At 52.6% G+C, this 13,249-nt stretch carries 13 protein-coding genes; 4 read left to right on the top strand and 9 right to left on the bottom strand.

Annotated features, from left to right (window positions below):
• Nucleotides 1-320: 320 nt before the first annotated feature.
• The 3 genes from cysH to cysJ all read right to left on the bottom strand — a co-directional run bounded on the left by cysH (nucleotide 321) and on the right by cysJ (nucleotide 4,640).
• Complete coding sequence (gene cysH / locus K0778_RS23160; protein WP_000039863.1) at nucleotides 321-1,055, bottom strand: phosphoadenosine phosphosulfate reductase; 735 nt, start codon at nucleotides 1,053-1,055, stop codon at nucleotides 321-323.
• A 73-nt stretch (nucleotides 1,056-1,128) separates the two neighbouring features.
• Nucleotides 1,129-2,841 carry an assimilatory sulfite reductase (NADPH) hemoprotein subunit gene (cysI, locus tag K0778_RS23155; RefSeq protein WP_001290699.1) on the bottom strand — a complete coding sequence of 571 codons (1,713 nt, stop codon included), beginning with the start codon at nucleotides 2,839-2,841 and terminating at the stop codon, nucleotides 1,129-1,131.
• Nucleotides 2,841-4,640, bottom strand: a complete 1,800-nt coding sequence (cysJ, locus tag K0778_RS23150) for an NADPH-dependent assimilatory sulfite reductase flavoprotein subunit (RefSeq protein ID WP_000211907.1) — start codon at nucleotides 4,638-4,640, stop codon at nucleotides 2,841-2,843. Before cysJ ends, cysI begins: the two co-directional genes overlap by 1 nt.
• Nucleotides 4,641-4,958: 318 nt before the next feature.
• Here cysJ and queD point away from each other — a divergent pair, with 318 nt between their 5' ends.
• From queD to K0778_RS23130, 4 genes are all read left to right on the top strand, one after another.
• The gene (queD, locus tag K0778_RS23145; RefSeq protein WP_000108294.1) at nucleotides 4,959-5,321 is read left to right on the top strand and encodes a 6-carboxytetrahydropterin synthase QueD; all 363 of its coding nucleotides are present in this window, start codon (nucleotides 4,959-4,961) and stop codon (nucleotides 5,319-5,321) included.
• A gap of 77 nt (nucleotides 5,322-5,398) precedes the next feature.
• Nucleotides 5,399-6,670 carry an FAD-dependent oxidoreductase gene (locus K0778_RS23140; RefSeq protein ID WP_001301334.1) on the top strand — a complete coding sequence of 424 codons (1,272 nt, stop codon included), beginning with the start codon at nucleotides 5,399-5,401 and terminating at the stop codon, nucleotides 6,668-6,670.
• Nucleotides 6,661-6,921 (top strand): ferredoxin family protein, encoded by a 261-nt coding sequence (locus K0778_RS23135; protein WP_000109526.1) that lies wholly within the window; start codon nucleotides 6,661-6,663, stop codon nucleotides 6,919-6,921. Before K0778_RS23140 ends, K0778_RS23135 begins: the two co-directional genes overlap by 10 nt.
• 16 nt (nucleotides 6,922-6,937) lie before the next feature.
• Entirely contained in the window at nucleotides 6,938-7,513 is a 576-nt protein-coding gene (locus K0778_RS23130; protein WP_001130266.1) for a glycerol-3-phosphate responsive antiterminator, read from the top strand.
• 147 nt (nucleotides 7,514-7,660) lie between these two features.
• On the opposite strand, the gene K0778_RS23125 is transcribed toward K0778_RS23130, so the two are convergent.
• The 6 genes from K0778_RS23125 to K0778_RS23100 form a co-directional block, all read right to left on the bottom strand.
• Nucleotides 7,661-8,521 carry an electron transfer flavoprotein subunit alpha/FixB family protein gene (locus K0778_RS23125; RefSeq protein ID WP_001299097.1) on the bottom strand — a complete coding sequence of 287 codons (861 nt, stop codon included), beginning with the start codon at nucleotides 8,519-8,521 and terminating at the stop codon, nucleotides 7,661-7,663.
• Nucleotides 8,518-9,294: an electron transfer flavoprotein subunit beta/FixA family protein gene (locus K0778_RS23120; RefSeq protein ID WP_032282826.1), complete on the bottom strand. Its 777-nt coding sequence runs from the start codon at nucleotides 9,292-9,294 to the stop codon at nucleotides 8,518-8,520. The genes K0778_RS23125 and K0778_RS23120 overlap by 4 nt, the downstream gene beginning before the upstream one ends.
• Complete coding sequence (locus K0778_RS23115) at nucleotides 9,272-10,681, bottom strand: MFS transporter (RefSeq protein ID WP_001618808.1); 1,410 nt, start codon at nucleotides 10,679-10,681, stop codon at nucleotides 9,272-9,274. Before K0778_RS23115 ends, K0778_RS23120 begins: the two co-directional genes overlap by 23 nt.
• Before the next feature lie 21 nt (nucleotides 10,682-10,702).
• Nucleotides 10,703-12,157: an FAD-binding oxidoreductase gene (locus K0778_RS23110; protein ID WP_000059312.1), complete on the bottom strand. Its 1,455-nt coding sequence runs from the start codon at nucleotides 12,155-12,157 to the stop codon at nucleotides 10,703-10,705.
• 69 nt (nucleotides 12,158-12,226) lie between these two features.
• Complete coding sequence (locus K0778_RS23105) at nucleotides 12,227-13,012, bottom strand: SDR family oxidoreductase (RefSeq protein WP_001618810.1); 786 nt, start codon at nucleotides 13,010-13,012, stop codon at nucleotides 12,227-12,229.
• Nucleotides 13,013-13,160: 148 nt separating this feature from the next.
• On the bottom strand, nucleotides 13,161-13,249 hold an 89-nt coding region (locus tag K0778_RS23100), incomplete at its 5' end, for an IS3 family transposase (RefSeq protein ID WP_071993917.1).

Genomic DNA, 13,249 nt, shown 5'->3' with positions numbered 1-13,249 from the left:
ACCATCATCAGTTGTGAAGTAGTGATTCACGACTTCAAGGCGCTTTTCAAAAGGGTATTTTGGCTTTGACATATTAGGGGCTATTCCATTTCATCGTCCAACAAAATGGGTGCAGTACAGGTTGATAGAAATATCGCCTGGGGCTTTTGTCCATCTGGAACCTCGCGAATGCTTAACGCCAGACAGCCTCAAGCACCCGACGCCATTCTATACCTGATAATTCTTCCAGCGGCGTTCACGTTTAAAATCAGGAATACTGCTCGCAAAATAAAAACGCCCCCATCATTTCTGACAGAGGCGTTTAATTTATCCGGCAATATTTACCCTTCGTGCAATCCACATTCCCTTTTTAAGCCAAAGAAACGTGTTTCTTCTTCCGACATGCCAGGTTCCCATTTACGGGTTGTATGGGTATCACCGACCGATAAATATCCTTCATCCCATAATGGGTGATATTTCAGGCCATGTTTTTGCAGGTACTGATAAATAGTTCGGTTATCCCAGTCGATAATCGGCAGCACTTTAAATACGCCACGCTGAATTGCCAGCACCGGTAAATTGGCGCGGCTGCCGGATTGTTCGCGGCGCAGGCCAGCAAACCAGGTTTGCGCGTTAAGTTCTTTCAGCGCCCGGTTCATCGGTTCGACTTTGTTGATGTCATTGTACTTTTCAATGCCTTCAACGCCCTGTTCCCACAGTTTGCCGTAGCGTGCTTCCTGCCAGGCGGCGCTTTCGGTAGCACGGTACACTTTCAGGTTGAGCTTGAGTTTGTCCGTTAACTCGTCAATAAAGCGGTAGGTTTCCGGAAACAGATAACCGGTATCGGTGAGGATCACTGGAATATCCGGCCGAATCTGATTCACCAGATGCAGGCTCACCGCCGCCTGAATGCCGAAGCTGGAAGAAAGCACATATTCACCGGGCAGATTATCCAGCGCCCAGGCTACGCGGCCTTCAGCGTCCAGTTTTTCCAGTTGGGCGTTAGTTTCCGCCAGCGCCAGAATGCGATCTACCTTCGGCAGTTCGTTCAGGGCGTTTAGATCGAGTTTGGACATAGATTCCTCACTGTTTGCCTTGCCTGATGCGACGCTCACGCGTCTTATCAGGCCTACAAGACCGGGCTGATGGTTAATCCCACAAATCGCGCGCCGGATCGAGCACCGGGCGAATGATGCCCGCACGCACCGTAAAGTCGCCGAAGCCTTCACCCGCTTCGCGCTCTTTCGCCCAGCGCCCTATCAGTTCATCAAGCGACGCCAGGATTTCCGGCTCGGTGATGTTTTCTTTATACATCCGAGGGATACGTGTCCCAATGCGGTTGCCGCCAAGATGCAGGTTGTAGCGACCCGGCGCTTTACCCACCAGGCCCACTTCCGCCAGCATCGCGCGACCACAACCGTTCGGGCAGCCTGTTACACGCATCACGATATGCTCATCGCTGACACCATGTTTCGCCATTAAATTATCGATGTTGTCGATAAAAGACGGCAGGAAACGCTCCGCTTCCGCCATCGCCAGCGGGCAAGTCGGGAATGACACGCAGGCCATTGAGTTTTCACGCTGCGGCGTGACGGCATTCATTAACCCGCTCTCTTTGGCGATCTTCTCGATCTTCGCTTTCTCGCTTTCCGGTACACCGGCGATGATCAGATTCTGGTTCGCCGTAATGCGGAAATCGCCTTTGTGGATCTTCGCGATCTCCAGCAGGCCGGTTTTCAGCGGACGCGCCGGATAATCAAGGATGCGACCATTTTCGATAAACAGCGTCAGGTGCCAGTTATCATCAATGCCCTTAACCCAGCCAATACGATCGCCTCGTCCGGTGAACTCATATGGACGGATCGGTTCAAATTTGATCCCCGCGCGACGCTCCACTTCCGCTTTAAACGTCTCAACCCCCACGCGCTCCAGCGTGTATTTGGTTTTGGCATTTTTACGATCGGTTCGGTTACCCCAGTCACGCTGAGTTGTCACGACGGCTTCGGCCACCGCCAGCGTATGCTCCAGCGGCAGATAGCCAAACTCACTCGCGGTGCGGGCGTAGGTTTTCTTGTTGCCGTGTTCGATGGAAAGCCCACCGCCCACCAACAGGTTAAAGCCCACCAGCTTGCCGTTTTCGGCGATCGCCACGAAGTTCATGTCGTTGGCGTGCAGATCGATATCGTTCTGTGGCGGGATCACTACCGTGGTTTTGAATTTACGCGGCAGGTAGGTCTGGCCGAGGATCGGTTCTTCATCAGTAGTGGCGACTTTTTCCTGGTCGAGCCAGATCTCCGCATACGCGCGGGTACGCGGCAGCAGATGCTCAGAAATCTTCTTCGCCCACTCGTACGCTTCCGCGTGTAGCTGCGACTCGTAAGGGTTCGAGGTGCAGAGTACGTTACGGTTCATGTCGTTAGCGGTCGCCAGCGCATCAAGACCAACCGAGTGCAGCATCTGGTGCACCGGTTTGACGTTCTTTTTCAGAATGCCGTGGAACTGAAACGTCTGGCGGTTGGTCAGGCGAATGCTGCCATAGATGGTGTTTTCACCGGCAAATTTGTCTATCGCCTGCCACTGTTTAGTGGTAATCACCCCACCCGGCAGACGGCAGCGCAACAGCATCGCGTGGCGCGGCTCCAGCTTCTGTTCAGCACGTTCGGCGCGGATGTCGCGGTCATCCTGCTGATACATGCCGTGGAAGCGGATCAGCAGGAAGTTGTCGCCCTTAAAGCCGCCGGTCAGACCGTCGTTTAAATCTTCCGCAATGGTGCCGCGCAGGTAGTTGCTTTCAAGCTTCATGCGCTCGGCGTCTGTCAGTTTTCCTTCGACCACTAAAGGCCCTGGATGTTTTTCGCTCATTAGTAGACATCTCGCTGATAACGGCGCTCTACGCGCAGCTCACTTAAAAATTCATCCGCCGCTTCGGTGTCCATGCCACCAAATTCGGCAATCACTTCCAGAAGTGCCTGCTCAACGTCTTTCGCCATGCGATTAGCGTCACCGCAGACATAAATGTGGGCACCGTCATTGATCCAGCGCCACAGCTCCGCGCCCTGTTCGCGCAGTTTGTCTTGTACGTAAACTTTTTCTTTTTGGTCGCGCGACCAGGCGAGATCGATCCGCGTCAGCACACCCTCTTTGACGTAGCGCTGCCACTCCACCTGGTAGAGGAAATCTTCCGTAAAGTGCGGGTTGCCAAAGAACAGCCAGTTTTTTCCCGGCGCTTCATCGGCAGCACGTTGCTGCATAAAGGCGCGGAACGGCGCGATGCCGGTGCCTGGGCCAATCATAATCACCGGGGTTTCTGGATTGGCTGGCAGGCGGAAGTTATCGTTATGTTCGATAAATACGCGGACTTCGCCCTCTTCTTCCACGCGGTCAGCGAGGAAGCTGGAGGCACCACCGGCACGGGCGCGGCCTTCCACGTCGTAACGCACCACACCAACGGTGACGTGTACTTCGTTCTCGACTTCCGCCTGCGAGGAGGCAATGGAATAGAGACGCGGCGTCAGCGGGCGCAGCAGATTAATTAGCGCTTCGGCATCAAGCTGTGCCGGGGAGAAACGCACCATGTCAACAATCGGCGTCGTCGCGGCGTAATGCTGTAACTTCGCTTTATCGCCCACCAGCGGCAGCAGTGTTTCACTGCGGGTAAGCGTGGCGTAATTCTCAACAATGTTGGCGGTGTTGACGGTCAGTTCGAAGTGCCACTGTAGCGCTTCGTTCAGAGGCAACGTTTTGCCCTCGACGGTGACAGGTTCATCGCCTTTCAGCCACAGCAGTTCGACAAGTTCTTTCACCAGTGCCGGATCGTTCTGATACCAGACGCCCAGCGCGTCACCCGGCTGGTAACGCAGGCCCGAGTCACCTAAGTCAATTTCGATATGGCGAACGTCTTTTTCAGAGTTACGCCCGGTAATTTTCTGGTTAACAGAGAGGCTAGCCACCAGCGGCGCGTCTTTGCTGTACGGGCTGGTGTGGATTTCATTTACCGCGCCAGTAGCGACGGATTGCGAAGGTGCCGCGACAGGCGCACGCGATTTAAGCGCATCAACCACGCGGGCGCGCCACTCGCTGGCAGCAGCCTGGTATTCAACATCGGCATCGACACGGTCGAGCAGGCGTTCACCACCCAGTTCCGCCAGCTTGCTGTCGAAATCTTTCCCGGACTGGCAGAAAAATTCATAAGAGCTATCGCCGAGGCTAAACACGGCAAACGCGGTGTTTTCCAGCTTTGGCGCTTTTTTGGAGAACAGGAACTTATGCAGCGCGACGGCTTCTTCCGGCGGTTCCCCTTCCCCTTGCGTTGACGTCACTACGATGAGCAGTTTTTCGCTGGCGATTTGTTTGAATTTATAGTCGCCCGCGTTCACCAGCTTAACGTTCAGTTTTGCTGCTAATAAATCATCACGTAATGCTTCAGCAACCCGGCGCGCATTGCCGGTTTGCGAGGCGGAGATAATAGTTATACCCGGCATTTCTGCGGCTGGCGCTGGCGTTGCTGCAAGCGCAGCAGGCTGCTGATTGAGTACGCCCCAGAAATAGCCAGAAACCCAGGCAAGCTGGGTGGGAGTTAAATCGGTCGTGGCCGCCTGAAGGCGTGCCAGTTGCTCCGGGTTCAACGGAAGCAACGCGGAAGGTGGGACCTGTGTCGTCATGCGTCGTTATGTTCCAGTAAGCAAAGCTGTTTCTGCGCCCTGTCAGCGCCCATAAAACAGAAGAGAAGGTAAGGTTAACGGGGCAAACGGTGTGGATTAAAGACGGGATAGCGATAACTAATAACCAAATCGACTAACCTGTTTTAGCAATAGTCTTTAACAACAAAATAGATTAACCAACCTAATGAAAAACAAATGAATTTAGCCAATCATTAAGATAAATCAGCGATTTTGCGCAACAAAGTCGTTTTAGATAATGCGAAAAAACAGCCTTTCCGGTACTCTACGGCGGTTTTATCGTCCTGTAGAGAAATTATGATGTCCACCACGTTATTTAAAGATTTCACCTTCGAAGCCGCTCACCGCTTACCACACGTCCCGGAAGGGCATAAATGTGGTCGCCTGCACGGGCATTCCTTTATGGTGCGACTGGAAATTACCGGGGAAGTCGATCCGCATACGGGCTGGATTATCGATTTCGCTGAACTAAAAGCGGCGTTTAAACCAACCTACGAGCGCCTCGATCACCATTATCTCAATGATATTCCAGGTCTGGAAAACCCAACCAGCGAGGTTTTAGCAAAATGGATTTGGGATCAGGTTAAACCCGTTGTGCCGCTGTTAAGTGCGGTGATGGTAAAAGAAACCTGCACCGCAGGTTGTATCTATCGCGGCGAATGATAAGAGTGTGTCGGCGGTCAATTTCCCTTAAGTAACGCTATGTTAGGGTGTTGTGTTCTGGATATCTGGGGCATGACATGGAAGACGACTGCGACATTATTATTATTGGTGCCGGTATTGCAGGCACCGCTTGCGCGTTACGCTGCGCGCGAGCGGGTTTATCCGTTTTGTTACTGGAACGCGCTGAAATCCCCGGCAGCAAAAATCTTTCCGGCGGGCGGTTATATACCCATGCACTCGCGGAACTCCTCCCGCAATTTCATCTGACCGCGCCTCTTGAACGACGCATCACTCACGAAAGCCTTTCCCTGTTAACGCCCGATGGCGTAACGACGTTTTCCAGCTTACAGCCCGGCGGTGAATCCTGGAGTGTATTACGTGCACGATTCGATCCGTGGCTGGTTGCCGAAGCCGAAAAAGAAGGTGTCGAATGCATCCCCGGAGCGACGGTGGATGCACTGTATGAAGAAAACGGCAGAGTCTGTGGCGTTATTTGTGGTGACGATATTCTCCGCGCCCGTTATGTGGTGCTGGCAGAAGGTGCCAACAGCGTCCTGGCTGAACGTCACGGGTTAGTGACTCGTCCTGCTGGCGAAGCGATGGCGTTGGGGATCAAAGAAGTGCTGTCGCTGGAAACATCCGCTATTGAAGAACGTTTTCATCTGGAGAATAACGAAGGCGCAGCGTTGCTGTTCAGCGGCAGGATCTGTGATGACTTACCCGGCGGCGCATTTCTTTATACTAATCAACAAACGCTCTCGTTAGGGATTGTTTGCCCGCTCTCTTCCCTTACGCAAAGTCGTGTTCCGGCAAGCGAGCTGCTGACTCGCTTTAAAGCGCATCCGGCAGTGCGCCCGCTTATCAAAAACACGGAATCACTGGAGTATGGTGCGCATCTGGTGCCAGAAGGTGGCTTGCACAGTATGCCGGTGCAATACGCCGGTAACGGCTGGCTGCTGGTGGGCGATGCGTTGCGCAGTTGCGTCAATACCGGAATTTCCGTGCGCGGCATGGATATGGCGCTGACTGGCGCGCAGGCGGCGGCACAAACGCTGATAAGCGCCTGCCAGCACCGCGAGCCGCAAAATCTGTTTCCGCTTTATCATCACAACGTAGAGCGCAGCCTGCTGTGGGATGTTCTACAGCGTTATCAGCATGTTCCGGCGCTTTTGCAACGCCCGGGATGGTACCGTACGTGGCCTGCGTTAATGCAGGATATTTCCCGCGATTTATGGGATCAGGGTGATAAACCTGTTCCACCGCTGCGCCAGTTATTCTGGCATCATTTACGTCGTCACGGCCTGTGGCATCTGGCGGGCGATGTTATCAGGAGTCTGCGATGTCTGTAGCCCGTAATCTCTGGCGCGTTGCTGATGCGCCGCACATTGTTCCGGCTGACTCCGTTGAGCGCCAGACGGCAGAACGGTTGATTAACGCCTGTCCGGCAGGTCTTTTTTCGCTCACACCGGAAGGTGACTTACGTATTGACTATCGCAGTTGCCTGGAGTGTGGCACCTGCCGTTTGCTGTGCGACGAATCAACACTACAACAGTGGCGCTATCCGCCTTCCGGATTCGGCATCACCTACCGCTTTGGATAAATAATAAGGATAATTTATGCCCCTCTTACACCTGCTCCGCCAGAATCCGGTGATTGCTGCCGTTAAAGATAATGCCAGCCTGCAACTGGCAATCGATTCTGAATGCCAATTTATTTCCGTGTTGTACGGCAATATCTGCACCATCAGTAATATCGTTAAAAAGATTAAGAACGCCGGGAAATATGCTTTTATTCATGTTGATTTGCTGGAAGGCGCGTCAAATAAAGAAGTCGTTATTCAGTTTTTGAAACTGGTGACCGAGGCGGACGGCATTATCAGTACCAAAGCCTCAATGTTGAAAGCGGCAAGAGCGGAAGGTTTTTTCTGTATTCATCGCCTGTTTATTGTTGATTCAATTTCGTTTCACAACATTGATAAGCAAGTTGCGCAATCGAATCCGGATTGTATTGAGATCCTGCCAGGCTGTATGCCCAAAGTGCTGGGCTGGGTGACAGAGAAAATCCGCCAACCGCTGATTGCCGGTGGGCTGGTGTGCGATGAAGAAGATGCGCGTAATGCGATTAACGCGGGTGTCGTGGCGCTTTCCACCACGAATACCGGGGTCTGGACGTTAGCGAAAAAATTACTTTGACGGGATAATCGTAACCAATTGAATTTGGTTTGATTTGTAGGCCGCACGCCACATCCGACATTCAGCGCCTGATGCGACGCTTGACGCGTCTTATCAGGCCTACAAGTCCCCAGGCCAGAACCGTAGGCAGGATCATCCGGCAACACGTTATTGGCAATCTGCGTGAATGTTTGTCACCAGTGCCTCCAGCACCACTTTCCAGTCATCAACCACGCCAACATCTGCCTGTGAAAATACCGCAGCGCTGGCGTCATGATTAATCGCCACCACAAACTTGCTATTGCGTACGCCCGCCATTAACGCTGCTGCGCCAGAAGCGCCAACAACAATACACACCTCAGGTGCCAGCAGATGTCCGGAAATACCAATCACTTTTTCAGCATCAACGCCACCGTTCATCACTCGCGCCCGACTGTAGCCCACTTCGGCTCCCAGCTTTTCTGCCAGCATAGCGATTTCCTGGTTATCTGCCTCTCCGCCCTGCCCCACCACCAGCACCCGTCTGGCCTCAGCTAATGGGTCGCGGGTAACATTTTTCAGATCCTCTGTGCTAACCAGCCAGTCCGGAAGCGCACCCGGGACAATGTTCAGTTGTTGCATTCCAGAGGGCAACGTGGCGTTTTTCGCTGCTCCCGCCTGACGCGCCAGGGAAAGGCATAGCGGGCGTTTTTCTGTTTGCAGCGTCGCCGTTAGCGCATTTCCCCAGTGGGATTTGCGCACGCTTACGGTTGGAATATCTAACGAAGTCACCTGGCAGATGCTTGCACCATGTAAACGCCAGGCCAGCCGGGTCGACAGTTCATCGCCAAACGTTCCCGGCGGAAAGAGAACAACGTCCGCAGGCGTTCGCTGCCACTGTTCCACCAACGCATCCAGCACCTGTTCCGCCACTACAGGCTGAGGTTCAATCTGCCAGTGCGCCAGGGTACAACCGCTGAAATCCTGCGCCGCCAGCCAGCTTGCTATTGCGGCATTCTCCTGATTTATTGTCACAATTGCGATATTCATGGCTGCATCCTTTGGCGTAAATAGTCCTGCCATAGCTTTTGAGCTTTTTCTGCTACCGTTTGCCCATCAATCAGCGTCGCTCCGCGTCGTTGCTCTGCTCTTGCCAGTTGCAGACACTGCATCGCTGGCATTTCGGCAGCAACAGTTTTACGGATAATTTCTGCTTTCCCCGCAGCCATTCGCTGGCGCATTCCCGGTACTGGCAAGGCCACTTCACCGCACTGACGCACGGCAATCACCGCAGGCAAGCGAACCCGGCAACAACGCAACCCATGTTCAGTACGCTGTTCGAGGGTGATAAACAGCGCGTCGAGAGTGAAACGCTCCACCTGGGTGAAGCAGGGCCAGCCCAGCATTTCCGCCAGCAAAAATGGCGTTTGCCCATTCTGCCCTTCGCTGCTTTGGCAGCCGGTAATTATCAGATCCAGCGGATTCTGATGCTGCCATTCGGCAATATGGCGAGCGACAAATTCCGGCGCAAAGCGCAGATCTGCCGCCGTCTCCAGCAATACAGCTTCCTCAAACCCAAGAGCCATGAGATAGCGCAGCCAGTGCAATGCCCGTTCATCCCCCATGCTCAACGCGGTTAAAGACATCGGCGTACCGTTTTTTCTCTGCGCCAACAGCAGCGCGGCAGCGGCCTGTTCATCAGCACCGAGTAAACTTCGCAGTAGCGAAATATCCGGTCCGCTTTTACCCTGAGCCGCCTGCCACTCTTTTTCCGCCAGCATTCCGGCATCCGGTTCGGCTTTAAACGCTAACAGAATGTTCATTCGCACCTCCTACATTTCCCGCCGCCACCAGCGGGAGGGCTTTAGTTTCTGGTGCCCATAGCCAGGTCACAACAAAACCAACCAACAACACTGTCGCCAGGAGCAATAAGGTGACTTGCATTCCCCACTGCGCCAGCACCCACGGCAGCAGGCCAGTACTTACCGCCGCGCCAAGTCGACTCATGGCAGTGGCAAAACCGACGCCCAGCGAGCGAATGTCAGTAGGAAAACTTTCCGCAGGCAAAATGCCCACCAGATTACTGACTGCCGAAATGGTGGTGCTGAAGAGAACAAAAAGCAGCAGCGTTAATGAACTGCCGGAAGGCAAACAGGCCATGACTACCAGCGTTGCCGCCAGCAGCAAAAAACTTCCCAGCAAAAATTTGCGATGTGCCAGCAGGTGCGTCAGAACTAATCCCAGCAGCGCGCCCACAATTAACAACGCATTAAGCATCAGGCTGGCAGTCAGCGCATCTTCCAGACCAATAGTCTGGGCGATAGTTGGCAGCCAGGTATAAATCACAAACCATGGGATTACGAGGCAGACAAAGAAGACGCTGTTAAACGCCGTGCGCCGCCAGTAACGCGAAGAGAACAAGGTTTTGATGTGTTTATGGGTCGCCGTTGCCACTTCATCGCCCAGTAAAACATGGGGACCAAAATAGCGATGCACGATAGCGTGAGCTTCTGCAAAACGCCCCTGGCGCAGTAGCCAACGTGGCGATTCTGGCGTTCCCCAGCGTAATAACGTAATCAACAATGCGGGCAGAGCTGCCGATGCCAGCAACCAGCGCCAGGCCTCCGGGTTTTCGGAAATAAAGTGATGTCCGGCAATACTTGCCAGCACATAACCTACGGTCCACACCACGCTGAATGCGCCCAGCAAAATACCGCGATGGCGGCGCGGGGAAAATTCAGCCAGCAAGGTGTGACCAACTGAGTAATCGCCTCCCAGCCCAATGCCGATCAAAATGCGCAGCCCAATAAGATGCTCTGGCGTGGTGGCAAAAAATTGCAGGAACGAAGCGAGCGTAATCAGCAAAAAGCTGAAGGTGAAGATTTTTTGCCGACCAATATGGTCGGAGATCCACCCAAGAACCAGGCTGCCAAGAAACAAACCAAGGAGCGCCGAGCCGCCGATCATTCCCGCCATAAACGGCGTCAGTTGCATGGCGGGCGTAAGCTGAATAATGGCGTAACCAATGACGCCGAGAACATAACCGTCGGTCAGGTGTGCGCCGAAAGTGAGCGCAGCAATGCGGCAGTGAAAACGGTTAAGCGGTAAATCATCCATTCGCACCGGTGAAGTGTTCATCTTTACCCCTTCATTGTCCGGTAATAAGAACGGCTGCTCGCCTGAGAAGCCGAAAAGGCAACGCCCCGTCATCGCGGAACGCTGCCTGACACATTATTTTTCAATCGGATAGATAGTACCCGTATTCATAATGCCGTTAGGATCGAACTGCTTTTTCAGCCCTTCCAGCAACGCCCACGCGCTGCCGTGTTCCAGTTTGCTCCAGTGAACGCGATGTTTACCGATACCGTGGTGGTGCACCATCGAACCGCCGAGGCGAATGGTTTCTTCACAGATGATCTTGTTGAGCGGATTGTGGTACTTGTCGATTTCCTCTTCCGGCTTACAGTCAACGACGTTGTAATCGTAGACGAAGTACATGTTGGTGCCGTTCTGATAGCTATGAGAGGAATGACCGCCCAGCATGGTGATGTCGTCGGCGTGCGGGAACTCAGTACGAATACGGTTAATAACGCTTTCGTAGATTTCGTGGATGCAGCTCCAGCAGCCGGACACTTCGGTGGTAAAGCCCATGTTGCCGGTTTTGAGGATCTGCACACGTTCGGCAGCCACTTTATCCGGTCCCCAGTTCAGGTTGTTAAACCAGGTTTCGATCAGTTTGCTGTCCACGCGCTGGCACTGCGGGTAGCGGGCAACGATTTCCGCAATCCCTTCGCCCGTCGCCTTCGCAATGCGAGGGTTACCTTCAGCCATAAAGATCAGCACGCATTTTCCGTCTGCAAAATGGGTGAAGTGTTGGGTGCCATCTTCAGCGTCATACAAACGAGCGATCGACGGACGATACCCTTCCACCATGACTTCACGCAGGATGTTGAAGCCGGTTTTCATATCTTCCAGGATATAGCCGTAGAAGAGGTTGTTTTCCGGGGTGAATTTAAAGATTTTCACTGTTACTTCAGTGATATAGCAAAGTGCACCTTCGTTACCGATGATGATGTGGCGAATGTCCGGGCCAGCCGCGCGGCGTGGCACGTTTTTAATGCGTGTGACGGTGCCATCAGCCAATACTGCTTCCAGACCAACGACCATATCTTCGATTGCGCCGTAGAGTGTGGAGAACTGCCCGATACTGCGGGTTGCTACCAGGCCGCCCATCTGAGCCAGCGGCTTTGACTGCGGAGAATGCCCCGTGGTGTAACCTTTTTCACGCAACGCATTTTCCAGCACCTCCAGCGGAACGCCACATTGCGCCGTCGCCTGCATATTCTCAATATCAATATTAATGATTTGATTCATGGCGGAACCGTCGAGCACCACCGAGTTTTCTACAACAGTTTCCAGCCCACCTTCGGTGGCGGAAGCACCGGTACGCGGCACACCGTTAATTTTGTGCGCATTCATAAAATTCAGCACACGGGATACTTGCTCTGTGGAACCGAGTTTTACGACCGCTGCCGGAATCGGCAAAGTATAAATGCCATGAATATCCGGAAATTTACGAAAACGGTCAATACTGTTCTTCTTTAATACTGTTTCATCGGTAATTACGCGATCTGCACCAACAATTTCCTTTAGCTGGTCGACAATCGCTGCGCGAGATAAAGACATAGTAATTCCTTCCTGATAATAAAAATGGAATAATCATTAATAAGAGAAAACAGAAACCACCGTTATGGGTTAGCGCACTAAATAACCGCCATCGACCACTAATAAATGCCCGTTGACATAATTCGATGCCTGACTTGCGAGAAACACGGCTGCGCCCATTAAATCCTGAGTATCGCCCCAACGGTTTGCCGGAATATGATCAAGAACGCGCTGATTGGTTTCTGGATTACTGCGTGTCGCCAGCGTAATATCTGTTGCATAATAGCCAGGGGCGATACCATTTACCTGAATATTATATTGACCTAGTTCATCACAATAAGCTTTGGTGAACCCGGCAAGAGCATGTTTAGTGGCAGAATATGCAGGTGACCATTGTCCACCTAAGTAAGAGAACAATGAACAGATATTAATGATTTTACCGCTTTTCTGCGGGATCATAATTTTTGCTGCTTCGTAGCTTAACTCAAATGCGGCGGTCAGGTTCACATCAATCATTGGATCCCAGTCGGCACGACCGAAGTCCAGCACCTTATTCAGCTTACAAATACCGGCATTGTTAACCAGAATATCAACTGTACCGAAACGCTCACAGCAAGCAGCGATAATCTTCTGCGGCGCGCCTTCTGCGGTGATATCCACCTGCATGAAGTCCACCTCAACACCCTGTTTTTCAATCATTTCCTTTGTTTCGCCGTTATCTTTGACAAAACTTGGAATAAAGACATTTGCGCCTGCTTTGGCCAACGCCATGGCAAATGCCTGGCCTAAACCGCTATTCCCGCCGGTAACAATTGCGGTTTTACCTTTCAGGGAGAAAAAATCCATTGAGAACGCATTGAGAGATTCGATTGACATAGTTAGCTCCAATTTCCGTAAGGCAAAAAAAAAGAAAGGTAACTTCCCCCGAGAGAGGGAAGTTACCTTTCTCATTATCTCTGGTAACTGGAGATAATTTTTAGCATAAGGGCATTTTTGATCCTACCCACGTAATATGGACACAGGCCTAAGCGAGGTTCTTGTTTTCAAATTGTTCCGGACTGAGGCCGCCACACCAACTGTGCCGCCGCCACCGATTGTAATCACATTCGATAT

This window comes from Escherichia sp. XD33 (assembly GCF_019375075.1).
GTDB lineage: Bacteria > Pseudomonadota > Gammaproteobacteria > Enterobacterales > Enterobacteriaceae > Enterobacter > Enterobacter flexneri_A.
Note: the sequence above shows the minus strand (reverse complement) of the source record. Positions and strands in the feature narration are given on the sequence as shown.

What these genes read in the sequence shown, in the direction of transcription:
- cysH (WP_000039863.1), bottom strand. Translation starts at nt 1,055, where the DNA reads ATGTCCAAACTCGATCTAAACGCCCTGAACGAACTGCCGAAGGTAGAT.
- cysI (WP_001290699.1), bottom strand. Translation starts at nt 2,841, where the DNA reads ATGAGCGAAAAACATCCAGGGCCTTTAGTGGTCGAAGGAAAACTGACA.
- cysJ (WP_000211907.1), bottom strand. Translation starts at nt 4,640, where the DNA reads ATGACGACACAGGTCCCACCTTCCGCGTTGCTTCCGTTGAACCCGGAG.
- queD (WP_000108294.1), top strand. Translation starts at nt 4,959, where the DNA reads ATGTCCACCACGTTATTTAAAGATTTCACCTTCGAAGCCGCTCACCGC.
- K0778_RS23140 (WP_001301334.1), top strand. Translation starts at nt 5,399, where the DNA reads ATGGAAGACGACTGCGACATTATTATTATTGGTGCCGGTATTGCAGGC.
- K0778_RS23135 (WP_000109526.1), top strand. Translation starts at nt 6,661, where the DNA reads ATGTCTGTAGCCCGTAATCTCTGGCGCGTTGCTGATGCGCCGCACATT.
- K0778_RS23130 (WP_001130266.1), top strand. Translation starts at nt 6,938, where the DNA reads ATGCCCCTCTTACACCTGCTCCGCCAGAATCCGGTGATTGCTGCCGTT.
- K0778_RS23125 (WP_001299097.1), bottom strand. Translation starts at nt 8,521, where the DNA reads ATGAATATCGCAATTGTGACAATAAATCAGGAGAATGCCGCAATAGCA.
- K0778_RS23120 (WP_032282826.1), bottom strand. Translation starts at nt 9,294, where the DNA reads ATGAACATTCTGTTAGCGTTTAAAGCCGAACCGGATGCCGGAATGCTG.
- K0778_RS23115 (WP_001618808.1), bottom strand. Translation starts at nt 10,681, where the DNA reads ATGACGGGGCGTTGCCTTTTCGGCTTCTCAGGCGAGCAGCCGTTCTTA.
- K0778_RS23110 (WP_000059312.1), bottom strand. Translation starts at nt 12,157, where the DNA reads ATGTCTTTATCTCGCGCAGCGATTGTCGACCAGCTAAAGGAAATTGTT.
- K0778_RS23105 (WP_001618810.1), bottom strand. Translation starts at nt 13,012, where the DNA reads ATGTCAATCGAATCTCTCAATGCGTTCTCAATGGATTTTTTCTCCCTG.